Genomic DNA, 24,647 nt, shown 5'->3' with positions numbered 1-24,647 from the left:
CTGACGATTGATTGTCCGGTGTGCAATGGCCTTCCCGCTGTCGCATCCACCGCTGCTCGCGGACCGATTGGATTCACTCGTTGGAACCCGCGCCTCTTTCTGCTGTCGAAGGAGACAGCACTGAGCGGAGCTGTCTGCGAGACCTGACCCCGAGCTTGGTGAAGACGTTGCCGAGGTGCCACTCCACCGTACGGGGGCTGATGAACAGCTGGGCGCCGATCTCGGCGTTGGTGTGGCCTTCTCGGGCCAGCTGGGCGATCTGGGCCTCCTGACCGGTGAGTTGGGAGGTGGCGCCGACCGTCCGCTTGCGTACGGTTTCCCCGGTGGCGAGAAGCTCCCTGCGGGCGCGCTCGGCGAAGCCGTCGGCTCCGATGCGGCTGAACACCTCGTGGGCGGAACGCAGTTGGGCACGGCTTTCCTGGCGGCGGCTCCGGCGGCGCAGCCACTCGCCGTACAGCAGGCGGGCGCGGGCCAGGTGGACGGTTACCCGGCAGCGTTCGAGGTGCTCGATGGCCTCCTGGTAGAGCGCGTCGGCGGCAGCGGCGTCCTGGTCGTCGCTCAGGAGCGCGCGCGAGCACGCCTCCGTGCCCAGGGCCCAGTCGGTGCCGCTCGCGCGGGTGCGTTCGATGAGCTGGTCCAGCGCCGACGCGGCGGCCTCCGGCCGCCCGCTGCGGGCGGCGGCCTCGATCAGTTCGACCAGTGCCCAGCCGAAGAAGCCAAGGTCCTCGTACTGGCATACGCGCGTCGCGGCCGCCAGGGCGTCCTCGTAGCGGCCGAGGCCGTTGTACAGCACAGCGGTCGCGTAGTCGGCGAGGCTGAGAGCACGTCCCTCGCCCCGGGAGACCACCTCGTTCGTGGTGGTCTCCATGAGGTCCAGGGCCTGGGATTCCTGTCCTCGCCAGGCGGCGAGCACCAATGACGTGTACATCATCGGTACGCCGCCCGCCGCCTCCGAGATCGCCGTCGCCTCGTCGATCAGGGCCGCCGCGGTCTGGAATTCGCCGGCGTGCACGTGGCAGAACGCCTGGTAGGTCAGCGCCATCGGGAGGACGGCGAGTGCGCCTGCCTCGCGGGCGATACCGACGGCGCCGGTTGCCAGCTCATGCCACGCGTCGTCGTCCCACAGCTCAGCTGCGAGGGGCTCGGGTGTCACCCGGAATGCCAGCCACAGCGAACGCCTGTCCGCATCCGTGGCGTCGGATCTCTGCTGAAGGCGTACGACGTGCAGGGCACGCCTGATGGCGTCGACGCCGTCGGCGTGGCCGTCGATGATGAGGCCGGCCATGCTGTCCAGGAGGACGTCGACCATCCGCGGCGGCGTCGAGGGCGGCGGTCCGGAGCGGGCCGCCTCGGCCACCTCGCGCTGCCCGGGCCCTTCGCTCAGACGGCCGGCGAAGATCGCCGCGCCGACCGCCTCCAGCAGGGTGTCACGGGCAAGGGCGGCGTCGAGGGGCGCCAGCCGGTGTGCGGCGTCGAGCAGGAGCCGGGGCGCGTCGCCGCCGCGTACCTGCGAGAACACCAGCCGAGCCCGCAGCCGCTCCAGTCGTGCACGTTGCAGGTCGTTGAGCGGGCCGGCCTCCGCGGCCGCCAGCATGTCGTGGGCCTGGTCGGCCCCGCCGACGTCGATCGCGGCCTGGGCAGCGGCCAGCGCACGGGTGACGCGGCGAGCAGGATCGGGCGTCAGCTCAGCCGCCCACCGCAGGAACGAGGCCGCCGCAGCGGCTCCGCCCCGGCCCTGTGCCCGGCCGGCCGAGCGCTCCAGGTCGACGGCGACGCCCTCGTCGGGCCGGGCGGCGGCGTGAGCGCGATGCCACGCCCTGCGATCGGGATCAAGGTGAGGGTCGGTGGCTGCTGCCAAGGCTCGGTGCGCCGCCCGGCGGTCCGGGGCGGACGTCCTCCCGTAGATGGCCGAACGCACCAGGGGATGACGGAACCGCACTCTGGTGCCGAGCTCGACCAGTCCCGCGGCCTCGGCCGGCGCTGCGGCGTCCACAGGTATCTCCTGCAGACCGGTCGCGCGCCACAACAGGTCCACGTCTCCGGTCGGCTCGGCCGCCGCGATCAGCAGAAGCCGCCGACTGTCGTGCGGCAGTGACCGGAACTGCTGATGAAATGCGGTCTCGATGCAGCTCTCCGAGGTGCGCCTGCCGGGCAGCCAGAAACCGCCCGCCAGCTCGGTAGGTGCGAGCGCGCGCGGCAGGGCCAGCAGGACCATCGGGTTGCCATGTGCTTCGGCCACGATCCGGTCACGTACGAGCGGGTCGAGCGGGACGCGGACGGCTGCGGCCAGCAGGGCACGTGCGTCGGGATCGCTGAGGCCATTGACGATCAGTTCCGGCAGGCCTGCCAGTTTCCGATCGTCATCGTCGGCAGGCTCACGCAGGGCGAAGATCAAAGCCACCGATTCGGCCATCAAACGCCTGGCGACAAACGCCAGCACCTGCAGGGACCCGTCATCGAGCCACTGTGCGTCATCGACGAGGCAGGCCAGCGGCCGGTCCTCGGCGGCCCCGGCCAGCAGACCGATCACGGCCAGGCCCACCAGGAACCGGTTGGGTGCCTCGCCTTCGCGCAGTCCGAACGCGACGGACAGTGCGTCGCGCTGCGGTCCGGGGAGCTTGTGAAGCCGGCCCAGCATGGGCGCGCAGAGCTGATGGAGGCCCGCGAACGGAAGCTCCATCTCCGACTCGATACCCGCGACGCCGACGGTGCGGAACCCGACGGCCCGGCCGGCTGCGTAGTCCAGCAACGCAGTCTTGCCGATCCCCGCCTCACCGCGCAGGACCAGGACCGCGCTGCTGCCCGAACGCGCTGTGGTCAGCACCCGCTCCAACGCGGCCAGCTCCTTGCCCCGGCCCCGCAGTGCGACATGCGAATCGATGGCGGGCATGCCCATGGATCGATCTTTCTGCCCCGCTTGGTGAGCTGATGCGATCTTATTCCCATCCGGGCTTTATGGCAGTTGTGCGGGCTCCAGCCCACCCCCGGTCCGGCCCCGGGTCCGGCCACGGGACTGCCCCCGGGGTTTCCCCTGGGGCGACGCCCGCCCGCCCAGTCCACTGTTGACGAGTCGGCGGCACACAGCCGCCGGCCACAGCAACAAGGAGACACCCCCGCATGTCTGTCACCCCCGAAGCGACGGCGATCCGGCCGTTCACGTTCGAGTTCTCCGACGCGGAACTCCAGGACCTGCGTGCGCGCATCGAGGCGACGCGGTGGCCCGAGAAGGAGACCGTCGCGGATCAGTCGCAGGGCACGCAGCTCGCCACGATCCAGGAACTCGCGCGCTACTGGGCGGAGGAGTACGACTGGCGCAAGGTCGAGGCGAAGCTGAAGGCCCTGCCCCACTTCATCACCGAGATCGACGGGCTGGACATCCACTTCATCCACGCCCGCTCGAAGCACGAGAACGCTCTGCCCCTCATCGTCACGCACGGCTGGCCCGGCTCGATCGTCGAACAGATGAAGATCATCGAACCGCTCACCGACCCCACCGCCCACGGCGGGAGCGCGTCGGACGCCTTCCACCTGGTGATCCCGTCGATGCCCGGCTACGGATTCTCCGGCAAGCCGACCTCGACCGGTTGGGGTCCCGAGCGCATCGCGCGTGCCTGGGGCGAGCTGATGAAGCGCCTCGGCTACACGAAGTACGCGGCACAGGGCGGCGACTGGGGTGCGGTCGTCACGGACGCCATGGCCGTTCAGCAGCCCGAGGGCCTGGTCGGTATCCACACCAACATGCCCAAGGTGGTTCCGCCCGCCATCGAACTGGCGATCGTGGCAGGCAACCCGCTGCCGGCCGACGTCGTCCTCGCCAACGAGGAGGAAAAGGCGGCGGTCGACCAGCTGGACTTCGTGTACCGGCACGTCTACTACGCCTACATGATGGGGTCGCGTCCGCAGTCGCTGACCGCGTTCGCGGACTCCCCCGTCGGCCTGGCGGCCTTCATGCTCGACCACGACAGGGACAGCCTGGCCCTGATCTCCCGGGCGTTCGCCGGGCAGAAGGAAGGCCTGACGCGTGACGACGTCCTGGACAACATCACGCTGTTCTGGCTGACGAACACAGCGATCTCCGCGGCTCGCCTCTATGCGGAGAACAAGAGGCCGTTCTTCGGCGCCGTGGGCGTCACCCTGCCGGTCGCCGTGAGCGTCTTCCCCGACGAGCTCTACCAGGCTCCGAAGAGCTGGGCGGAGCAGGCGTACCCGAACCTCATCCACTACAACAGGCTCGACAAGGGCGGCCACTTCGCGGCGTGGGAGCAGCCGGAGCTCTTCGTCGAGGAGGTGCGTACGGGCCTCCGGTCGCTTCGCTAGAAGCCATGGCCCGGCCGGGCGGCCGAGTGGCTCGACTCCGAGTCCTGGCCGCCGAAGCCGCCCGGCCACCGTCCGCTTCACGCGAGAAGAGCCGAACTCACGTCGCCCTCCCGATCGGTCCAAGACCCACGGTGAGCGACAGATCTACACGTGGCGGCACCACTTCATCACTGGTCGAGGAGGGCGAGACCCCGGAGGAAGCGGCGGCCCGCGAAGTCCTGGAGGAAACGGGCTGGCGCGCTGGCCCATCAAGCCCTTGATCTACGCCGAGCATGCGTTTCGAGTGGGTTCCTCTCTCGGATGAGGCGATCCACTGACTGATGGGAGGCCTCGCGCCGCAGTGCTCTCATCGGCCTCGCTCTCGCTCCCGTTCCGCGGAGCGTGCTCGCGGCCGGAGAAGCCAAGCGGACACAGGAACCCGACATCTACGCGCTCGGCGCCTCACTCCTCATGACCGGCCCACCATTCACGAGCTCGGCAAGGCCCTGAGCTGTACTGCAGGATGGAGGGTCTTCGAATTTAGGCGGGGTGGAGGTATCCGCGGGCTCGTCGGGTGGTGACGCAGCGTGTGCGTAGGCGTTGGTTGGCGGTGTTGCGGAAGCCGTGGGCGGCCCGGGCGACGAGCTTGATCACGCGGTTGATGCCTTCACTCTTGGCGTTGCTGTGGCCGGTGGTGATGAATGCGGCGATCTCGGTCCACCAGCGGTCCACCGTGGTGGCGAGTTGGCGGACTTCGGGGATCTCGGAGTCGGCGCACCAGGTAAGGAACTTCCACCGCAGGTGGCCGATGCGGTGGTGGTCGGCGCCGGTGCGGGCGCAGGCGAGCAGGTCCCGCAGCCGTTCTTTGGCGATCCAGGCGGTCAGCAGTGTCATCCCGATGGTCCCGGCGTCGATCAGTGCGTTCCACATGGTGCTGAACTGGGCATCGGTGAGGTCCTCGCGGTTGCGCAGGAGCCGGCGCCGGGCCTTCCACTCTGGGTCGCAGGCCCGTCCGCGCCGTCCGCGCAGGGCGGCGGTGGTCCGGCGCCGGACGATGTTGAGCATCTTGTTGGCGAGCTGGACCACGTGGAAGTGGTCGACCACGACGGTGGCGTGCGGCAGGCCGGTGCGGATCGCGGCCCGGTAGCCGGGGGACATGTCGATCGCGACGTAGCGGATCTGCCGGCGCCACTCCAACGGGGTGGTGGCCAGCCAGGCCAGCACGTCCGAGGGTGCGCGGCCCTCCACCTGCCCGAGCAGGCCCTGGACGCCGAAAGCGTCAACGAAGCCGGTGTGCCAGCGGTCTGCGGCCGGTTCCCACCTGCTGGTTTCCGGGTTCTGGCGCCATTGCGTGCGGCCGCGGCGGGTCTCGTCGATCCCGAGGACCTCGACCGGTTCGAGGGCCGCAGCTGTCACCGCCTGCCCGGCGGTGCGGAAGGCATCCATCACCGTGGGCCAGGACAGGCCCAGGTCCCGGGCCGCCTGGACGACCGTGGAACCGGCGTCACGCACCGCCGCCCGGCCGCGCGGCGCAGCCGCTCGGTGATCCTTGCCCCGGCCGGGACCTGGCTCACCTGCTCGGTGAAGGTCCGGCGCGGGCAGCCCGGCTCGGTGCAGTACCAGCGGCGTTTGCGCCACACCAGCTCCAGTTTCCGCTTGCCGTAGGGCAGATCGCGTGGGCGGGTCTGCACGAAACCCTTGACGCGTACGGCGAATACCCCGCAGGTGGGGCAGGCCCGCGCGGCCTCGTCCGCGGTGGTCAGGTGCACCCGCCGGGTGCCGTCCGCGAGCCGCTCGACCTTCTCAACGGCCAGGCCGTCCAGGTCGAGCAGCAACGTCGTATTGTTGTCCAAGCCCGTGTGTCCAGGTGATCAAGCTGCGTAGAGAACAGTCATGATCACCCACGACCGCGGGCTTCCTGCATTCAGGGCCAACTCGCCTGACTAGCACGTCCCGTGACGACGCGGCAGGCCACCCGCCGTCACACCCCGCTCAACTTCGAAGACCCAGGATGGAACGATGTCCCGGTCAGTAGGCGCGCACACCGCCGACCCTTGCCCCCGGTGCCTGGTTGAGCAGGTCCGTCCGGGCAGCCTCGTGTCCGTCGCGGGGCGCAACGTGGTGGGCTACGCCTGCGCACGATGCGGGAACTCGTGGTCCCGCCCGGTCGAGGACGACCTGGAGGTGTACGACACCGTCAGAGCGGACCTCCCCGACAGGACGCTGTACGGCACCGTCTGGCAGGTGGTCGACGATCGAGTCCAGGTCCGCGATACGAGCGGTGGGCAGCTGCTGTGGGTCGAGCGCTGGCGGATCATCCTCTACTGAGAGCGCGAACGGCGACACGGCGGCCTTGTCGGTCGGAGCCGCCTTCACCGTGAGCGAAGCTCACCGTCTCGGCGGGCCACCAGAACACGCCTGGGGCGGGCACCTGTTCATCCTCGGACCAGAAGATCTCGTCTTCTCCGAAGTCCGGGGGTTGGAAGGGCTGCGTCGTCGGAGGCGGTGACACTACAGCGGAAGGGCGGGGTTGCCCTTCCAGGGCGGAGAACAGCGGCGTCGAGTCGATGAGGGGTCTGCCTTTCGTTACAGGTCCCTGATGGGGCCTGGTGTGCCGTGACCGGGCACAGCGGTCCTACAGCTTGGTCATCTTGGTGTACGGGCTCAAGATCCGCATCTGTGTCGGGCCGAAATCCACGAGCGCCGCGATTCCGTCTTCGACGCCGATTACCCGGCCGAGGCCGTACGCGTCGTGTGTGACCTGGTCCCCCATGGCGAAGTGCTTGGGAGCCGATGTGACCGGGGCCTTGAAGGGGCTGGTGGGCAAGTGACGCTTCGGTGCCGCAGGCTTTGTCATGCCTCAGTATGAGCCTATCTGTATCCCGCTCGCTGTGGCCGTCGGCACAGATCCGGACGGGAACAACCACGTCACGTCACCGACCTGGTGTTTCGAGATCCGTAGAGGCGAAAATCGACCGCAGATCTCCATCGCTGACAGTGGCTGACGCCTCTCCGCGTCTCCTACGCCAAGGTCGCCGAGTACCAAGCCCGGCCTGGTCCACTTCCACGCCGTGGTCTGCTTCGACGGACCCCACGGCCGCACTACCGCGCCCCCGCCCTGGGCTACCTTCGCCTCCCTTCGCGCCGCCGTGAGTCTGGCGGTCAAGCGGGCCCGGCTCACCGTCGCCTCCGGCGCCATCGGCGAACGCGTCATCGCCTGGGGCGGCCGGTTCGAGGTGGACCCCGTCTCGGCCCTGGGCGACGGCGAACTCACCGACGCCGGGGCTGCCGAGTACACAGACGCCAAGGTCGCCGGATACGTCGCCAAGTACGCCACCAAGAACGCCGTAGGCGCGGGCACCGTGGACCGCACCATCTACGAGTGAACCGCTCCAGGTCTGATGGAGGCTCCATTCCCTGAGAGGATCGAGTCATGGCACGTCCGTCCCCCTGCCCTGCTGAGCTTCGTGAACGTGCGGTGCGCATGGTCGCGGAGATCCGCCCGAACTACCCGACCGAGTGGGCCGCGATGAAGGCGGTCGCGGCGAAGCTGGGCATCAGTGCGGCCGAGACGGTGCGGACCTGGGTCCGCAAGGCCGAGGTGGACGCGGGCCAGCGGCCCGGTGTCACGTCCGAGGAGGCTGCGGAGATCAAGCGGCTGCGGCCGAGAACGCCGAACTGCGGCGGGTGAAGGAAATCCTCACGGCGGCCTCGGCTTTCTTTGCGGCCGAGCTCGACCGGCCGTCAAAGCGCTCGTAGCGTTCATCGACGAGTTCAAGAAGGTGTTCGGGGTCGAGCCGATCTGCCCTGTGCTGTCCGGTCACGGACTGAAGATCGCCACGAGCACCTACTACGCCCCCAAGAACCGCGCTCCCAGCGCCCGTGCGGTGCGGGATGAGGAGCTGAAGGCGCACATCAGCCGGGTCCACGCCGACAACTTCGGCGGCTACGGGGTGCGGAAGGTCTGGCGGCAGCTTCATCGCGAGGGCACAGCCGCGGCCCGCTGCACGGTTGCCCGGCTGATGCGCGAGCTGGGCCTGGAGGGCGCCCGTCGCGGCAGGAAGATCCGCACCGCTGTGCGCAACGATGGGCATGAACGGGCGGCTGACCCCGCATCCAAATGATGAACAAGCCCTGGTCCGACGGGAGTTCCAGCACGGTCGCGGCCACAAGGCCATATCGAGGGCGTCGAGGACAAGCTTGGCCCGCTTGCTCGTGGCTGCGGACCAGCCGACGATCGCCCGGGAGAAGACATCCACGACGACGAGGTAGTGCAAGCCGCCTGACAACACCGAGGCGGCCGACAGAGTCAGGCGTAGACGCACCCTGCCCGCCACGCCGCGAGCCCGCGCCAGAAGGGAGACGGCCACTCCCCAGTGAGCCGCCGGCACCCCTACGCCCGCCGGCACGACGGTGGCCGCGGCCACGCCTGCTCCCACGGCCACGGCCAGCGCGGCGCCCCGGCACAGGGCCCTGCTCGCCTTCGTGCCAGGCAGCCGGCCGATGCGAGCGGTGTGGTCAGCACCGCCTCGACCGGCCCACGGTTGGATCATGCGAACCCCCCGGACGATGATCGAGCTCACAACTGCGGATGTAAGCGATATCCGGGACTGCGCGAGCGGAGTACGAGAGTAAGGGGGCTCTCATCTGGGCTGCACGTTCCACCGCATGGTTTTCACCTGAAATAACGACAACTCCGTGCGGTGAACACGTCGGCAGCCGACGATCGCTACTCAGGAATGCCGTGCTTCGGCCTACGTCAACGCTTGTGACGAATCTGTGGGGCTGCCGAGCCGGACGGAACGCGCCGTACTCCGTCGTTTGCTCACCCGGCGAGGCGTGCCACAGCCGGCCATGCGCGGCGAAATACTTCCCCCATGCTGCTTTTCCCTGACTCGCCCCTGTCCGGGTGCGGGGGCACGACCTTTCGCGTGCTCTTCGTCTGCACGGGAAATCTGCACCGCTCGCCACTGGCCGAGCGTCTGCTGAAAGCGCGACTCGCCTCGTCTGCGGGAACATCAGAAAAATTTCGGGTGAGCAGCGCAGGCACCACGGCCGTGGCGGGAGCGCCCATGGACCCGGTGGCGGCAGCCCTCCTCGTCGAGTTGGACGGGGATCCCTGCGGCGCGCTCGCTCGCCGGCTCACCGCGGCGCTAGTGGAGGAGGCCGACCTGGTGCTGGGTGCTGCCGCGGAGCACCGGGAGGCGGCCGTGCGGCTGTCTCCGCTGTGGGCCCTGCGGCGCGCTTTCACGATGCGTGAGTTCGCCCGGCTCCTGAGGCCGGAGGACGCCGAGAGTGTGACGGATCCTGCCGAACGAGCCGCATCGCTCGTCAGGGGCGCCGCGGCACGGCGGGGAGCCTGCGGCGCCCGGGCCGACGACGATGACGTCTGCGATCCGTACGGCGCGCCCGTGCACGTGGCGCGAGAGGCCGCAGCGCGGATCGCCGAGTCCGTGGAGCGGATCACCTCGGCGCTACTGGCCCCGCCCCCCTGACCGTGCCCGGCGGTCAGTCACCGCACGCCGGGTACGGCCGCACCGTGGCCTGCAGGGGCCGCACCAGCGGCTGCCGCAGCAGCGACGGGGGACGGTCCGAGGGGCTCTCCAGCAGGTGCAGAACCAGGGTGCGGGTGGCACCTGCGGGCATCTCCAGATCAAGGGTGTAGACGGGATGACCGCGCTCGACACCTTGGTTCACCAGGACCGGTCGCCCGTCCAGAGCCGCCCTGGCCAGCTTCGCCCCCTTGCTCGCGTAGTACGAAACCAGCAGACGGTTGTCGCCGGGACGGGTTCGGTAAGGCGGCTCGTCCAGCCGTTGGGTGACATACGCGGGGAGTCCCGAGTCCGGTGCCCGGTTGGTGAGGTCCACGGTGACGGTGATTTCACGGCTGGCCTCGACGCACCGGCCGGGTGCCCACTCCAGGCGCCGATCCAGGTAGTAGTCCAGTTTGGTGCCGGCCGCATTGTTCACGACCAGTCCGGCGAACGGGTCGGAGGTGCCAGGCAGGACACCGCCGAACGGGCGTCGCCGGAGTTCACGCTGCTCGGACGGGTGAGCACTCCACGCCTTCACCCGGCCCTCCCTCAGCTGCCCGCTCAGAGCGGCGAACAACGCGGGCCGTCGCTTCGGATCGTCGGCAGCGCCCAGCAGTCGCTGTGCGGCGGCGCGAGCCACGTCGAGGAAGAACGCCTTGCGCTCCTGAGTGTCCGGGTAGTCGGCGTAGCTGCTGCGCTCGGTGAGATCCACCACGTTGGCGGCGGTGACGGTAGTGCCGTCCGGCAAACGGGCGGGTCCGGACGCGGTGAGCAGCCCGGACAGGGCGCTGGGATCGAGGGCGAGTGCGCCGTCCACCTTCTGGCCTGTGTGTTTCCGCCATGCGGCCGTCCAGATGCGGGCCGCGTACGGAAAGTGCGGGCTGAGGTTGGAGTTGACCCACGTAGTGGTGGGAGCGTTGTGCCCGTGCAGGGCGGCGTAGTCGTCACCCAGGTCGACTTCCGCGATGGCGTCCGCCATCTGTGTGTCGTTGCCGAAGCGCTCGAACGCCAGTCGGCCGCGGTCCGCGGTGAGAAGCGCGAATGCGCCCGGGAGCCCGCCGGTGCCGCGTGCCTCGGCCGTGTTCTCGAACACCACGACATACCGCCGTGGTCCCCGCTCTCCCAGCATGGACGGCATGACACGCGCCGCCGTGGCTGCGTCGACCGTGGCGGAGACGAGCCGGTCGAGCTGTTCGGCGAGCCGGTCGCGGGCCCGGTCGACGGCGGGCAGCCAGGTTCTGCGAGGCAACTCGTCAACCTCGGTACGGACGTCAAACGCGTTGCGTGAGGCCTGATCGAGGGCCGGAGCGGAGCGGCGCAACGCGGAGAGACCCAGGTGACCGCCGTCTCCTGGCGTGTCGGCGATGAGTTCTCCGGCGGTGTGTGCCAAAGGAGAGAGCACGTCATGGGTCAGCCGGTCGGCAGCCTCCGCGGCCCCGCGCACCGTGCGCACGGGAGCACCGAGGACGGGCACGTGCGCGGCGGAGAACCAGGCCGGGCCGGTGGTGAGGCGATGTGCTCGCGCGGCATGTGCGGCGGCGCGCACGGCGGCGTCGGGTGGCTGTTTCGCCGACGCGGCATCCCCCGCAGACGCTTTGGCAGAGATACCTGTGGCGACCTGCCGGCGCAGCAAGTCCAGCGCCTCCTGGGTGGCCAGCAGTTCACCGCGGGCGAGCAAGCCGGTGACGACGATCCAGCCGGCACCGGCCAGCGGCAGGCCCGCGAGGGCGCACCCGAGCAGCCTGGTCCGATGGCGGCGGAGCCATCGGACCAGGCTGTCGGCATTGCGTGACTCGAGGCGCTTCCCGAGGCGCGGCATTCGCATGCTGCGGATCGGATCAGCCCTGTTCTGTGCGAGTGCGACGACGCCGTACAACCGTGATCGTCTTGACAGCGACCGCGGTGAGCCCGGCAGCCCCGCCCGCCAGCGCCCAGTGGGTGGTGGATCCGGTCTCCGTCGGCTGGGTGCCGCCGCTCACGGCATGACCGGTCACGTCGTAGCCGGCCGGCGCAAGGTCGCTCTTCTGGCTCGTCACGTTGGAGCCGGGCTGCTCCTCGGCGGTGCCGCCCTTCACGGAGAGGGTCAATCCGTTCCCGGCGACCGTGACGGCCCCGGGTTGCCCCTTGGTGTCCTGCGTCAGGACGAGGCTCGTCCCCTGCTGGTTCGGACTGCCGGCGGTTGCGTCGGCGCTCGCCCCGTCCGGTCCGTCCTGCTCCCTTTCCCCGTACCCATTGCCCTTCCTCGGTGTCACGGTGACAGGTGCGGAGACGCTTCCCGACTGCTGTCCCGTGAGCGTGAACAGGTAGGGACCGGGGGGAGTGTCCTTGGGGACTTCGAAGCATCCGATCACGGTGCCCGCCTCGTTGGCGCGGTACCTGGTGCCGCACGTTTTTCCGTCCGGGTTGCCGTCGTTGCCGTCGTTGCCGACGAGCGCCCGGTTGAGGGCCGTGGACTGCGGGACGAGCGTGGCAGTGACCGTCTCGCCGGGTTCGAACCCCTCCGCGGAGAAGAAGATCACCCCACCCGCCGGCACCGTGGTGCTGCTCAGCTCCGGCGGGTAGGGCTGGAAGGCACTCGTGTGAACAGAGGCATACGCGGTCTGCGCGCCCGCCAGAGGCGCGGCGGCAACGAAAGTGACTGCTGTGACTGCCAAGGCGGCACGCCACGGCGAAGACTTGAGCATGTTGTTTCGTCTCCCCAGCTGATCTCGTGTACGGAATGGCAGCGCCGACAAAGAGTCATCGGTATATGGCTACATATAGACATCTGCGCCGCTACTCACGCGAGAAGCCCCCGCGGAACCACCGAATGGCTCACTGTCACAGCTCTCGTGGGCGCATCTGCCAACGTGGGCTGCTCGGCGTCGGCGGCCTCAGTAGGCACCGTCGCCGCGCAGTACGACGGGCACGGTCCTGAGGAGGATGGCCAGGTCCTTCCGGAGCGACCAGGTGTCGACGTACTCCAGGTCCAGACGCAGGGCGTCCTCCCACCTGAGGTTGGAACGGCCGGCGATCTGCCACAAACCGGTGAGGCCCGGCCGGACCAGCAGACGACGCCGGGCATTGCCGGTGAACACCGAGTCCTCGACCGGCAACGGCCGAGGACCGACCAGGGACATGTGCCCCAGCAGCACATTGACCAGCTGCGGCAACTCGTCCAGGGAGTACCGACGCAGCCAACGTCCCACAGGAGTGACACGGGGATCCTGGCGAATCTTGAACAGCTGCCCGCCGGCCTCGTTGCGGGCGGCCAGCGCCGCCCGCAACTTCTCGGAGCCGACCTGCATGGTGCGCAGTTTGAGAACCTCGAACTCCTTGCCACGCCAGCCCGTACGCCGCTGACGGAACAGGGCGGGCCCCGGAGTGTCGGCCCTCACAGCGACGGCCGCCGCGAGGAGCACCGGCGCCACCAGCACGAGCAGCACCGCTGCCCCTACCACGTCGATGGCCCGTTTGGCCGTCCGTCCCGCTCTTCGCCGGGAACGGCACGGATCCGGTCGGCGCGGAGCCGTCTCCGCAGCGGATACCGACATGTCCCTACCCCTTCTCCTGGTGCGGCAGACGGGTGAAAGGCGCTCTATCGGGAGATATTTCGCCGCGCCTGACGTCTCATTTAACCTAAAGCTGACCAATAAATAGAAACATGACATCTGCCTGAGTTTAGGCAATGAAACAGCAATTTGTCCCCGTCGACCTAGTCTGGGCGGGGCATGCAGAGAGGACCTGCATGCGTGCGGTAGTGACGGGCGGGGCCGGGTTCATCGGCTCCCACCTGTGCGAGCGGCTGCTCCGCGCGGGCCACGAGGTGGTCTGCGTGGACAACTTCCTGACATCCAGCGTTGACAACATCGAACACCTCATGGACGAGCGGCACTTCCGGTTCAGCCGCTGTGACATCACCCAGGGCCTGGACGTGCCGGGGCCGGTGGACGCAGTCCTGCACCTGGCCTCACCCGCCTCGCCCGCGGACTACCTGAAACTGCCCCTGGAGACCCTCCGTGTGGGCTCCGCCGGGACCTGGCACGCCCTGGACCTGGCCACCGCGAAGCGAGCCCGATTCCTGCTGACCTCCACCTCCGAGTCGTACGGCGATCCCCTGATCCACCCTCAACCGGAGAGTTACTGGGGCCATGTCAACCCCGTGGGCCCGCGTTCGGTGTACGACGAGGCGAAACGCTTCGGGGAAGCACTGACGATGGCCTACCGCAGAAGCCGCGGTGTCGACGCCAAGATCGTGCGGATCTTCAACACCTTCGGACCGAGGATGCGCCCGGACGACGGGCGGGCCATCCCAACCTTCATTCGCCAGGCGCTGCGGGGAGAGCCCATCACGGTCACCGGAGACGGCCGCCAGACCCGGTCCCTGTGTTACGTCGACGATGTGGTCGACGGATTGATGCGGATGCTCACCAGCGGCCACGGCGGACCGGTCAACCTGGGCAACCCGCATGAGATCTCCATGCTCGAACTGGCCCGGTGGATCAGCGAACTCACCGACTCCGCCTCCGAGCTCAAGCTGATCCCCCGACCTCAGGACGATCCGGAAAGGCGGCGTCCGGACATCACCGTGGCCCGTGAACTACTGGGGTGGGAGCCCAGGACGTCCGTGGAACGAGGCCTTTTGGAAACCATCACGGACTTCCACCGCCGCCTGGGCGACGGCGACGCGGCGGAGCGCAGTCACCAACCCGTCCCCGCCGCGTATCCCTAGCCTCCCTGTTTCGCTTGGGGTGGGCTGAGCTGGTGGATCCGTGATTTCGGTTGCCGGCCGCCGTGCGGGCAGGGCTGCGGCCCGACGCTCGGGTCGGGGGCTCCAGGATTCCTCGGTCGTGTGCGGGCAGGGTCTGTTGCGGTTCAGGCAGCTGGTCGGGGCAGGGCCGCGAGACGGGTGAATGCGCTGGTCAGCTCGTGTCGCCGGGGCCAGGTCGCGGCGATTCGCAGGTGGAGGTGGCGGCCGACGCGGATGATGCGGGCGGCTGCGTGCAGCAGCCGGTAGCGGAGCTTCTTCGGCTCAGCGATGGCCGACTTCGACTTTCAGCAACGGTGTTTGAGTCCAGGCGAGCAGATCGACGCCGGTCAGAGCCAGTTCGAGCCAGGCGGCGTTGATCGGGAAGTGGCGGGAGGGCAAGCGACCGAAGCCGGTGGTCTTTCCGCGGATGCGGTCCTCGACGCGGGCGTGGGCGCGGTGGCGTACGTCCAGGTGCTGCAGCGAGCCTTCGCCGTCGGGGGTGTCGGTGAGGAAGACCTGGTGGTGCATGCCTTCGTCGAGGTCGAACAGGGAGAGCTGGGCGCCGGGACGGGGACGCTCGCGCCACACCAGGATGCGGGTGCCGCCGGAGTAGCCGTCAAGGTCGACCGCGCCGGTCAGCTCGGCGACCTCGGCCCCCCTCGCGCAAGGAGCCGTCCTGCTCCAGCGCGGGATGCCAGACATAGTCGGGCAGGGCTCGGATTGCCCGACGAACTGGTTCGGTGACGGGGTGTCAGACAGAGAATGAGGCGAGGACGCCCCGGTCACGCAGGGCACGGATGTGATGCAGGAATGCCTGCGCGCCTCCGGCGCTGTCGGTGTCCCGGTCTCGGCGGCCTGCAGCCACGCGACCTCCTGGGGGGGGCGGCCTGGCCGAGCGCAGGAGGGCGCGCGCCGTCGAGTCGATGTCGGCCAGCAGACGCCAGGTAGTCGGAGTGGAGGCGACGGGCCGAACACCTCCGTCTGGTCACGCAGCACGGCCAGCTCCGCTATCGCCTTGCCGCCGTCGGCGAGCATGACCGCGAGATCGATCGCGATCCGGCCGGGGTCGTGCCCGGTACCACGCGGTCGCAGTTGACGCAGCGCGTCCGCATAGGCGCTGGTCGAGCCGGTGACATCGGCGAGATCGGCCTGCAGGCGGAAGCCGGCGTGGCTCACCACCCCGTAACCGTCGGCCGACACGACGACCTTGGGACGCGACCGGGTAGTGTGCACGCAGAAGGTGCCTTCCTGCTGTAGTGATGGCAGCCCTAGACAGGCATCACCTTCCCAGCGCAGAAGGCACTTTCGCTTTTCCGATCAAGATCCGGACACCGCAGCAGGTGAAACGCGCAGGCTAGCGTCTCCACCCAGTACCGGACATCCCTGCAGACGGGTCCCGTGCACGTCGCTGCCGCTCGCGGCGGCGGCGTGCACGTGGGTGGATCGCCCCGCCCGCTCGCGCATCCGTGGAACAGACGCGGCGGCGTCCCCCGGGCCTTCCCTCTCCCTTCGCCCCGCCTCGTCACTCACCGACCCGTTCAGTGTCTTTGTCAGCGCCCGAGCGGGTGTACGGAACAGACTTCCTGCTCCTGACGTACCGCGGTCGTCCGAACGGTCGTCCGCGTGTGCCGCCACGGCTCGACACTTGTGACGCGGCGTGGCGAACCCCGGGGTCGGACGATGCCTCCAGGGCGTACGCCTGGTGGAGACGGGCCGATTGGACGGCAGGGGTGTGTTCGAGGAACGAGTCCGCGAGGAAGGCCAGGTGCTGGTCCCGGATCCCGCCGGGTACCGCGAGGTGCCCGGCAAGCTCCGCGAGACCGGCGGGTGTCCTGGCCAGATCACGCAGTCCCAGAGCCGCAAGCGCAGGAATGTACCGAGCCGCCACGGGAAGTCCGGCGCCGACGGCTTCCAGAAGGGCGAGGGGTGCGCCCTCCCAGGCAGCGGTGTGGACGTACACACTGGCTTCACCCAGCCGACGACGGATCTCGCGGCGGTCCAGCCAGCCCGTCACTCGTACCCCGGCGTCTTCAAGCAACTGCCGCAGCCGCGTGTCCCCTTCACCGATCCACACCCAGTCGAGCGACGGCGCGGCCGCCGCTGCCCGAGCGAAGAAGGCGGGGTCCTTCTGTGGGCACAGCCTCCCGACCGCGACGGCCACAGGACGCCGGTTCCGGCACGGAGAGGACAGCGGAACATCCGAGACGGGTAGGACGATATTGGGGACATGAACGACCCGCGCGGCCCCCATACGACGGGCGAGTTGAGCTTCCCGCGGGCTGCAAGCCGCCACGACGCCGGTACGCACCGTCATCAGACGCTCGGCGATCCAAAAGGCGGCCCGGACCGCTGAAGAGGTGTCCTGCCGTTCGAAGGCGTAACAGTGTGGGGTGTAGACGATGTTGTCGCTCGGAATGGTCAGCAACTGACGGCAGTAGGCGCCCGCCAGGGAGGAGTGTGCATGGACCCGGTCCGGTCGCAGTCTCCCGTAGGCCTCGGCAATGGCCCGCCTTCGGGCACGGTGCCCGCTCGGAAGGTGGATCACGGCAGCGGGGTTCACCCCCTTGGGCAGGGGCGCCGGGCATTCGGGGCGGCGAGACACCAGCAGCCAGTGCTCCAGATCGGGAGCCGCGGACACATAGTCCCCGATCGCGGCGGCGACTCCCCCGCCGAAGGCTTCCGTGACATGCAGGATGCGGCCCGGGCGGGCGTCGATGCCGAGCGACGGCTTCCGCCTGCCATGTGGAACCGTGACCTGATTCCCGGCCAAGCCCATTGCGTTACCTCCGACGGGGTCGCTCGGCATGCGCTTCTCCTGATGTCGTTCGGCCGGCAGCCCCGGAACGGAAGCCGGCCATGGTCCGGGCAGAGACGTGTTCGAGCCGGCGTGCCGATCGTCCGGCCGCGCCACGCAGGGGACAGCCTGGCTAGCGGATGAACTCGGCCACCCACAGGTCGTGGGCATTACGGCCCCGTAGGTCGTAGTGCGGCGTGGCGTGGAGCGCGATGGCCCGGGGCTGCTCAACCCAGCCGTCCCGTTCCCGGTGCAGGAACCACTCGGCCGCTGGTCTCAGACTGCCCTCGGTGATGGCGGTGTCCAGGCATGTGTTGTAGCCGCGAGGGCACGTCACCAGTATCCGGCCGTGCGGGGCCAGCAACGTCCGCAGATGCTTCACGGCGGCCGTGATTTTCCCCGGCTCCCGAGGGTGCTCGTCCCAGCCCACGTGTTCCAGGGTCGAGACGGCCAGAATCGCGTCGAACCGGGCGGCGGGCTGGTAGTCGATCACATCGACGTTCAGTACCCCGGCCGCCCTTTCGTACTTGTCGACCACGGTGTGCTCGGTCGGCTGATAGTAGGCCAGTACGTTGCCGACCTCGAGCACGCACCCCGGGTGTCGGTCGAGGAACCGACGGGCGACCGGAATCTCCACCATCCGCTCGCCGCGCCATGTCGCGTTGTACGGGTGGATGGCGTACGGCAACACCTCTTCCGCCAGGGTGAACGTGCGCCCGCCCCACCGGCGTCGTTGCACCGGTGTCATCGCGAACGCCGCCAGCTTGTCCGCCCCCCGCGTGAAAACCCCCTTGACTCCCCATCGGCGGTGCACTTCCGGAATCCGACTCGCCAGGCGCCCTACTTCCGCCAGAGCCATCATTCGATCCTGCTCTCTTCACTCGACGTGGCATGGACACCGGGCTCGACGCGTGTTCGCTGGTTCCACCCCGTTCCACGCTGCGCTTTTCGCATCCTCGCGTCAGACAGATGCCGGTTCGGTCACATGCACGCACCCATTCCCGAGCTCGTATCGGATTAACTCCCCAATCCGGGTCATGTTGAGGCACCGCGGCCACGCGGCACTGTTCCCTCCGGCCATCTGGATACTTCCTGTGCGCTATTAGACGGATGTACTGCGCCTAAGGCGGCTCTTGTCAACCGTCACCGTTAGGGTGCACGCGTGAGCCAGCGTCATTTTCCGAGGTTGAGGGGCATGTCCATGTCCACTGAAATCCGAACCAGAACCCGTTACCTGGCAAAGTCCGCCCTTCGCCCGCTGCTCTACCGGCATACACCGATCGGACTCGAACCGCAGCGACTGCACGTATGGACCGACCGCCTGGTGCGCACCCGGCAAGTTCCCGGAGCCGTAGTGGAGATCGGCTGCTCCCTCGGTGGAACTGCCGCGTGGTCGGACCGGTTGCTGCGGAATATCGGCGCTCCGAAGCGATACGTCTGTGTCGATACTTTCAACGGCTTTGTGGAAGAGCAGTTCAAGGCCGACGTCCGCCACGGTGTCGCCCCTCAGAGGCAGCGCATTTTCGCCGCCAATTCACCGAGTCTGGTCAAGCGCATCGTGACCGGGCTCGGCTCTCCGGGCATCGAGCTGATCGCGGGCGACATCATGTCGCTGCCACCGGCCCGTCTACCGCAGCAGATCTCCGCCTGCCTGGTCGACGTGGACCTGTCCGATCCGGTGCACGCGGCTCTGGAACTCGTCTACCCACGGCTCGCGTCGGGCGGGGTGATCGTTGTCGACGACTGTGACGGCCAGACCTGGCAGGCCCGGCTGGGTTACGAGCGGTTCGTCGAGGAGCGTGGCCTGCGGAAGGAATACACCTTCGGCATGGGCATCATCTCGCGGCAATCGGACGGTGAGCCGTCAAAGGCAGCGAACGCCGTCGCCGGGACCGGTTCACCGACGGCCGCCCCTCGGCCCTCACACGACCGGCCCCGTCATTCCTGAACAGCGGAGCCTTCGGGAGGCCGCGCGTACGTCGTGGCGGCCGACGCCTGAGGGGGCAGGTCTCGTACGCCGGACCGGCGATCCGCCGGCTCCTCCGCCGAGACAGTGACCGGTACGAGCATCAGGGCTCCGGTGTAGCCGACCAGTTCCGCGGCGGTGACGGCTGCCATCCCCCACGTGCCGCCGACGGCTCCCGCCCATTTCGCTCCGACCACCGCTCCCACGGGCAGCAGCACGGCGATCGACAGGCGCAGCCACATCACCACCCGGATCTGGTGCAGGGCTCTCAACCCTGCCAGAGGGCCGACAGCCGCCGCGGAGCAGGCCCGATAGGCCGTCATCGCGGGCAGGACGGCCAGGGCGCCACTCCATGAAGGGCCGAACAGCGCTTCGCCCGCCTCGTCCGGGAGGGCGAAAACGGCCGCAGCGCACAGTGCCGTGATGCCCGCGAGCCCAGCCCCCGTCATCAGACAGCGCCCTCGCAGAGCGGCCGCGGTGAGCCCTGGGGCCGCTTTGGCGTACTCGACGATGACCGCGACACGCACAGCGTTGGCCACCAGTGCGGCAGGGCCGAGTACGGTCTGCGCACTGCGCAGGGCGCCTGCGGCCACCAGCCCCGCGACGTGTCCCAACAGATAGAGCGTGGCGTATGTGCTGGTGGCCAAGGCGAGTACTTCGACCAGATAGGACCGCGACAGCGTTCCGTACGTGCGCAGCCATACCCGCAGTTGCAACGGGCGAGGGCGTACTCCGGCAACGGCGATGGCCGCCGTCGCCGAGGCCACCCCGCTTGCGGTGAAGCCGAGTAGCAGACCTGACAAGGAGTTTCCGGCTCGCGCTGCCGCCATGAGCCCGACGCACTGGGAAGCCCCCCAGAAGAGGTCGACGGCGAGGGCCGAGCCCGTGCGGCCCTCGGCGATGAGACCGAGGCGGAGCGTGTCGCACAGGAGCGCGCCGGGCAAGGCCGCGGCCATGATGCATGCCGGGGCCAACGGAGTCTGCTGGAACAGCAGGGCGAGTAGGGGCAGCGTGCCCGCTCCGGCCAGAGAGAAGAGCAGTGCACCTCCCGCCGCACCGCTCAGGGTGGCGCGAGCGGCCGCCGGAGTGCGCTGTACCAGCAGCGGTTCGGCGAAGGCCGCCTGTGACAACTGCAGCATCAGCACGTAGTAGCCGTATAGCAGGGCGAAGGCGCCGAACTCCGCGGCAGTGGTGCGGGAGGCTGCCACCGGCACGACGGCCACGCTGGTCAGGGCGAAGACAGCCTGGTCGGCCAGGGCGAACACGCGCCGGCGACGAGCGGTCACGGCCGCTCTTCTCGGCGGTCACGGCCGCTGTGCAACGCCCAGGAGAGCAGCACGGCGGCCAGGATCCCGGGAATCGCTCTGCCCTGCCCCCAGTAGAAGTAGCGGGCCAGTTCCACAGTCCCGATGAACAGGACGCTGTAGAGCAGCAGGGCTCCGGGATGCCCCGCTCTCAGGGCCCGGTAGCAGCGCCCCAGGCCATACCCGAGAACACCCCAGAACACCACCGCGCCGAAGGGCCCGTAGTCGACCACGGACGGCAGGATGCCGCCCTCGTTGTTGAACTCCGGGTTGGCGTAGCGAAACAGCGCGGCCTTCCACCCGCTCTCGGGCTCGATACCGAGGAGCAGTGGCCGGTCGATGAACAGGTGAAGTCCGGGGAAGTTCCACAGGAACTTCATAGTGTAATAGGGAAGTTCGAGATGCGGGGCCAGGTAGGTACGCAGAACGCCGAAGTTGTTGGCCGGCGTCGCGTAGTACCCGCCGAGCCGATGGACGACGAATTCCTGGTAGCTGCCGCCCTGCCGGCTGTAGTAGTCGTTCCAGCTGCGGGTGTACTCGAAGGTGCCGAACACACAGATCAGCAGTGCGGGGGCAGCCAGGGGCGCCAGCGCCCACTTCCGGTCGCTGGAGGGCCTGCTCGGAGACGGCAGGCGGATCCGGGTGCGGGGCCTCGGAGCGAGGACGGCGGCCAGCACGATCATGGGCGTGATCACTTCGAGCAGGGCGAGACGCTCCGCGTGAATCAGCGCGCGCACCGTGGCGAGCAGCAGCAGCATCGTGATCGCGACGTAATGGTTCTTTCCCGTGGCACGCTGATGGACCATCAGACACGCGGCGGCAAGGGGACCGAACTGCACCTGGGTGGTCACGCCGGCCACCGGAGTGAGCAGGCGTTTGACCTCGACGATTGCTCCTGCTTCCAGCCGCACCACGGCGAACAGCTGCGCCAGGTGGAGACCGCGCACCACTCCGATGAGCAGCCATGCGGCGTAACCGGCGAAGGTCAGCACGATCAGCAGTCGCCCGACATGCAGGAGCAGCCGCTGCTGCACGGGAGACAGCACCACGTACCGCTGTTCCCGCTTGGCCCTGTCCGATGACCTCTCCATGGTGGCGAGCAGCACACCGGCTACGAATGCAGCCAGCAATGTGAGCACGAGAGCCGCCATGGTGCCGGTGAAGAGTTTCGGCGTACGCCACCAGCTCCGGAAGGACGCGTCACTGACCAAGGTGGCGATCAGCACGCCGGGCAGTACGGACAGCACCACCGGCCACGAGGGTTGCAGCCACCACGCTCCGCGGCGCAGGGGCAGGTGCGTCTGCTGGGGACGGGGGGGCAAGCCCGGTTGCGCCGAGCACTTCTCGAGCGTGCCAGTGAGGGGCGTATGCCTAGACACCGGACCCCTCCAGGCCCGCAACGGGGACGGCGGGCAGCCCGAGGGCCCGGGCGGCCCAGGCGTCCAGCCGCGCCGCCTCGGCCCGCAGCCGCGGCAGCGCCCGGTGCACCTGTTGCCAGTACGGGTCCGGGTCTTCCTTCAGGGTGTCGATCTGGGCGCGCAGGCGTACGGGATCGAAATGCCGCGCGGAATGCAGCCATCGTTCAAGACCCAGGTCGCTGAAGGCGGCGGGACCCTTGCGCTCGTAGCTCAGGTGGATCGCGGGCACTCCGGCCAGCAGAGCTGTCAGGGCACCGTGCAGACGCACTGATACCACGGCCGCGGGCCCGGCGGTGGCGAGAGCTTCCTTGAACCGCGGCACGCCGCCCTGAGTGAGCCCGGTACCGGCCCAGAATGCCCGGTCGTCATTACTGTTTCCGGCGCATGCCTGCACCACCGGCACCAGGTCGCTGCGCCCGGCGGAAGCGTGGAACAGGGAGCGCAGTGCGTCGGGATATCCCGAACGGCCGGGCAGGGAACGCGCGGCCACCAGCACCGGGCCGTCGCGCCGAGGCTCGGCCGGAGCGACGCCGGCACGCGCGAGCCGCAGCAGCGCCATGTCGGGGAAACGGCAAGCGTGCGGCAGCGAATGCAGACTTCGTCCGTCGCGCACGGCGACTGACGGGATGTCTCGCAGCCAGCGTCGCAGGAGACGTCCTGCCGGCCCGCACAAGGGGCCGATGCTGGCGGGCAGATACAGCACCGGAACGCCTCGCCGGGCCGCAGCAGCGGCGGCCCGCAGCTGACCTCCGTGCGCCAGCAGCGTCCGGGCTCCTTCTTCCAGTCTTCCGCTGCGCAGATAGCCGCCTCCGACGGCCAGTACGGCATCGGCCTCACGGATCGCGGCACGGACCGGGTGCGGCAGGCCGGACAGCAGCGCGGCCCCGCCCAGCAGCCGTCGTCCCATGCCGCGGCCGTGGGCGAGACCATCCGTGACGTCCGGAAGGTCGGAGAAGGACGCCGGATGGAGCGCCACGACCCGTACCCGGCCGGCGGGGGTACCGAGGCGTTCCAGGAGGCTCAGGGCTTCATCGACGAGAAGTCCGTCTCCGGCATTTCCCCGGCTGTAGGCGTGCAGCACCGCGATCATCGGACAGCCCTCGCACCGGTCCGCCCTCGGCGGGCTCCGCCCCCTGCCAGCTCGGCGAACAGCTCGTGGTGGGCGGCGGCGGACTTCTCCCAGGAGAACAGGCGAGCCCGGGCCCGTCCCGCCTCGCGCAGTCGCGCCAGCTCGCCATCGTCCTGAAGCAGGCCGTTCAGCACGGATGCCAGGGCGGAGGGCGAGGGATCAGCCACGGTCAGTGCCGCCTCCCCCGCCACCTCGGGGAGCGCTCCGGCTCGCGTGGTCACCACCGGCGTCCCGCAGGCCATCGCCTCCAGTACGGGCATCCCGAACCCTTCGTAGCGGGAGGGGAACGCGAACACCCTGGCAGCCCGCATCAGCGGTGCCACAGCCTCGTGGGCGACCGGCCCGAGATATCTCACCCGGGGTGACCTGTGAAGTGCCTTGAGAATGGGGCCGGCGTCCCAAGCGGGAGCGCCGGCCACCACCAGCGGCACCCCGGCTCGTACCAGTTGCGGGTCGTCCATGGCCGCGATCAGCGCAGGAACGTTCTTACGAGGGTCCAGGTTTCCGAGGTAGAGCACGAACCGTTCGGGGAGCGCGAACTTCGCCAGCACAGCGGCGTCGGAGCGTGCGTCGGTGTGGAACCGGGCTGTGTCGACGCCATGAGGGATGACGTGGATGCGCTGCGCAGGCACGTCGAACACCCCTACCAGATCGTCGGCCGAGGAACGCGAGACGGTCACCACCGCATCCGCGAGCCTGGCCAGACGTCCTGTGCGTGTCTGCCAGAGCCACGCCGCACCCGGACGCCGAACCGGCAGATGCAGCGAGGCCGCCCCGTGCACGGTCGCGACCATGGGTGCCCTGCTGTGGATCAACGCGCCCGTGTCGGCGGGGTAGTGGAGCAGGTCGGCGTCACGCAGTGCAAACGGCAGCGGCGAGAGCACGGCGTCTGCGAGAGCGTAGGCCGTGGCGCGGCCGGCCCCGGTGAGACTGCCCAGAGTCGGCCACAGGAGCCGGTGCGTGACTCCTCGCTGGGCGAGGTGGCGGTAGAGCGTAGTGGCATAGCTGGTATTGCCGCCCACATTGCGGGTGAAGACCTTGGAACTGATCGCCACTCGCAGTGGAGACGACACGTGCACCCGCGTGACGGTCATGCTGTCACCTCCGGGTACCGAAGGGGCGAGCGGATGAGGCCGCGGGAGAGGCCAAGGGTGTTCTCGGCCGGGATGTGATGGGTGAATTCGTCGTCTCCTGCCCCGTTCCGCCGGTCCTCCGCATCGATGCCGAAGGCGGCAGCGGCACTTGCTCGCCAGGCCAGTGATCCACGCACCCTTTCCGCGTCCCTTCAAGCCGAACAGACTCCTGGGCCGAAAGCCCGTGTGAAGCTGAGCATGCTCGCCCCTGTGCGGCGTCGACACGCAACACGCTCCACGGCCGCGAAATCGACCCCTAATGCCACATTGCTTGCGCAACTACAGCTCATTCGGCGGACATTGCCTCGCCAACTCCTGCATCTCTGCGGAGCACGGGCAGGTAT

At 69.0% G+C, this 24,647-nt stretch carries 19 protein-coding genes and 3 pseudogenes; 8 read left to right on the top strand and 14 right to left on the bottom strand.

Going from position 1 to position 24,647, the window contains the following annotated elements; translation table 11 throughout:
• Nucleotides 1–73: 73 nt before the first annotated feature.
• Nucleotides 74–2,896 (bottom strand): LuxR family transcriptional regulator, encoded by a 2,823-nt coding sequence (locus HJD23_RS21160; protein ID WP_171113630.1) that lies wholly within the window; start codon nt 2,894–2,896, stop codon nt 74–76.
• A gap of 221 nt (nt 2,897–3,117) precedes the next feature.
• On the opposite strand from HJD23_RS21160, the gene HJD23_RS21155 reads away from it, so the two are divergent.
• Nucleotides 3,118–4,317, top strand: coding sequence for an epoxide hydrolase (locus tag HJD23_RS21155; protein WP_171113629.1), 1,200 nt, complete (start codon nt 3,118–3,120; stop codon nt 4,315–4,317).
• A gap of 173 nt (nt 4,318–4,490) precedes the next feature.
• Nucleotides 4,491–4,588 (top strand): annotated as a pseudogene (locus HJD23_RS21150) (NUDIX domain-containing protein); the annotation flags it as partial.
• A 248-nt stretch (nt 4,589–4,836) separates the two neighbouring features.
• Here HJD23_RS21150 and HJD23_RS21145 read toward each other — a convergent pair.
• Both HJD23_RS21145 and HJD23_RS43075 read right to left on the bottom strand, forming a co-directional pair.
• On the bottom strand, nt 4,837–5,808 hold the full coding sequence (locus HJD23_RS21145; protein WP_206352696.1) for an ISL3 family transposase: 972 nt from the start codon (nt 5,806–5,808) through the stop codon (nt 4,837–4,839).
• On the bottom strand, nt 5,742–6,149 hold the full coding sequence (locus HJD23_RS43075) for a transposase family protein (RefSeq protein WP_206352695.1): 408 nt from the start codon (nt 6,147–6,149) through the stop codon (nt 5,742–5,744). The genes HJD23_RS21145 and HJD23_RS43075 overlap by 67 nt, the downstream gene beginning before the upstream one ends.
• Before the next feature lie 166 nt (nt 6,150–6,315).
• Between HJD23_RS43075 and HJD23_RS21140 the strand changes: the two genes are divergently transcribed.
• Entirely contained in the window at nt 6,316–6,624 is a 309-nt protein-coding gene (locus HJD23_RS21140; protein WP_171110345.1) for a hypothetical protein, read from the top strand.
• Nucleotides 6,625–6,931: 307 nt separating this feature from the next.
• Here HJD23_RS21140 and HJD23_RS21135 read toward each other — a convergent pair whose 3' ends face one another.
• Nucleotides 6,932–7,153: a hypothetical protein gene (locus HJD23_RS21135; RefSeq protein ID WP_171110346.1), complete on the bottom strand. Its 222-nt coding sequence runs from the start codon at nt 7,151–7,153 to the stop codon at nt 6,932–6,934.
• A 214-nt stretch (nt 7,154–7,367) separates the two neighbouring features.
• On the opposite strand from HJD23_RS21135, the gene HJD23_RS43990 reads away from it, so the two are divergent.
• From HJD23_RS43990 to HJD23_RS21115, 3 genes and pseudogenes are all read left to right on the top strand, one after another.
• Entirely contained in the window at nt 7,368–7,682 is a 315-nt protein-coding gene (locus tag HJD23_RS43990) for a replication initiator (protein ID WP_332108857.1), read from the top strand.
• A 47-nt stretch (nt 7,683–7,729) separates the two neighbouring features.
• Nucleotides 7,730–8,375 (top strand): annotated as a pseudogene (locus HJD23_RS43985) (IS3 family transposase); the annotation flags it as partial.
• 798 nt (nt 8,376–9,173) lie between these two features.
• Entirely contained in the window at nt 9,174–9,791 is a 618-nt protein-coding gene (locus tag HJD23_RS21115) for a low molecular weight phosphatase family protein (protein WP_171110349.1), read from the top strand.
• 13 nt (nt 9,792–9,804) lie between these two features.
• On the opposite strand, the gene HJD23_RS21110 is transcribed toward HJD23_RS21115, so the two are convergent.
• The 3 genes from HJD23_RS21110 to HJD23_RS21100 form a co-directional block, all read right to left on the bottom strand.
• A complete protein-coding gene (locus HJD23_RS21110; protein WP_240980773.1) occupies nt 9,805–11,655 on the bottom strand; it encodes a DUF4012 domain-containing protein in 1,851 nt (616 codons plus the stop codon).
• Nucleotides 11,656–11,668: 13 nt separating this feature from the next.
• Entirely contained in the window at nt 11,669–12,484 is an 816-nt protein-coding gene (locus HJD23_RS21105; protein WP_171110350.1) for a hypothetical protein, read from the bottom strand.
• A 219-nt stretch (nt 12,485–12,703) separates the two neighbouring features.
• Nucleotides 12,704–13,363, bottom strand: coding sequence for a sugar transferase (locus HJD23_RS21100; protein ID WP_171110351.1), 660 nt, complete (start codon nt 13,361–13,363; stop codon nt 12,704–12,706).
• Between the two features lie 194 nt (nt 13,364–13,557).
• On the opposite strand from HJD23_RS21100, the gene HJD23_RS21095 reads away from it, so the two are divergent.
• Entirely contained in the window at nt 13,558–14,541 is a 984-nt protein-coding gene (locus HJD23_RS21095) for a UDP-glucuronic acid decarboxylase family protein (RefSeq protein ID WP_171110352.1), read from the top strand.
• A 143-nt stretch (nt 14,542–14,684) separates the two neighbouring features.
• Here the strand turns inward: HJD23_RS21095 and HJD23_RS21090 are convergent.
• The 3 genes and pseudogenes from HJD23_RS21090 to HJD23_RS21080 all read right to left on the bottom strand — a co-directional run bounded on the left by HJD23_RS21090 (nt 14,685) and on the right by HJD23_RS21080 (nt 18,092).
• Nucleotides 14,685–15,825, bottom strand: a pseudogene (locus tag HJD23_RS21090) (transposase).
• A gap of 256 nt (nt 15,826–16,081) precedes the next feature.
• Nucleotides 16,082–17,365 carry a glycosyltransferase gene (locus HJD23_RS21085; RefSeq protein WP_171110353.1) on the bottom strand — a complete coding sequence of 428 codons (1,284 nt, stop codon included), beginning with the start codon at nt 17,363–17,365 and terminating at the stop codon, nt 16,082–16,084.
• 121 nt (nt 17,366–17,486) lie between these two features.
• Nucleotides 17,487–18,092 carry a hypothetical protein gene (locus tag HJD23_RS21080; protein ID WP_171110354.1) on the bottom strand — a complete coding sequence of 202 codons (606 nt, stop codon included), beginning with the start codon at nt 18,090–18,092 and terminating at the stop codon, nt 17,487–17,489.
• A 462-nt stretch (nt 18,093–18,554) separates the two neighbouring features.
• Between HJD23_RS21080 and HJD23_RS21075 the strand changes: the two genes are divergently transcribed.
• Complete coding sequence (locus tag HJD23_RS21075) at nt 18,555–19,301, top strand: class I SAM-dependent methyltransferase (RefSeq protein WP_171110355.1); 747 nt, start codon at nt 18,555–18,557, stop codon at nt 19,299–19,301.
• Here HJD23_RS21075 and HJD23_RS21070 read toward each other — a convergent pair.
• The 4 genes from HJD23_RS21070 to HJD23_RS21055 form a co-directional block, all read right to left on the bottom strand.
• Nucleotides 19,292–20,605 carry a hypothetical protein gene (locus HJD23_RS21070; RefSeq protein ID WP_171110356.1) on the bottom strand — a complete coding sequence of 438 codons (1,314 nt, stop codon included), beginning with the start codon at nt 20,603–20,605 and terminating at the stop codon, nt 19,292–19,294. The genes HJD23_RS21075 and HJD23_RS21070 overlap by 10 nt on opposite strands.
• The gene (locus HJD23_RS21065) at nt 20,602–21,873 is read right to left on the bottom strand and encodes an O-antigen polymerase (RefSeq protein ID WP_171110357.1); all 1,272 of its coding nucleotides are present in this window, start codon (nt 21,871–21,873) and stop codon (nt 20,602–20,604) included. Before HJD23_RS21065 ends, HJD23_RS21070 begins: the two co-directional genes overlap by 4 nt.
• 121 nt (nt 21,874–21,994) lie before the next feature.
• Nucleotides 21,995–23,131: a polysaccharide pyruvyl transferase family protein gene (locus tag HJD23_RS21060; protein WP_171110358.1), complete on the bottom strand. Its 1,137-nt coding sequence runs from the start codon at nt 23,129–23,131 to the stop codon at nt 21,995–21,997.
• Nucleotides 23,128–24,264: a glycosyltransferase family 1 protein gene (locus HJD23_RS21055; RefSeq protein ID WP_171110359.1), complete on the bottom strand. Its 1,137-nt coding sequence runs from the start codon at nt 24,262–24,264 to the stop codon at nt 23,128–23,130. The genes HJD23_RS21060 and HJD23_RS21055 overlap by 4 nt, the downstream gene beginning before the upstream one ends.
• Between the last annotated feature and the right edge of the window lie 383 nt (nt 24,265–24,647).

Origin of the sequence: Streptomyces sp. Z423-1, from assembly GCF_013009255.1 — a bacterium.
Lineage (GTDB): Bacteria > Actinomycetota > Actinomycetes > Streptomycetales > Streptomycetaceae > Streptomyces > Streptomyces gossypiisoli.
Note: the sequence above shows the minus strand (reverse complement) of the source record. Positions and strands in the feature narration are given on the sequence as shown.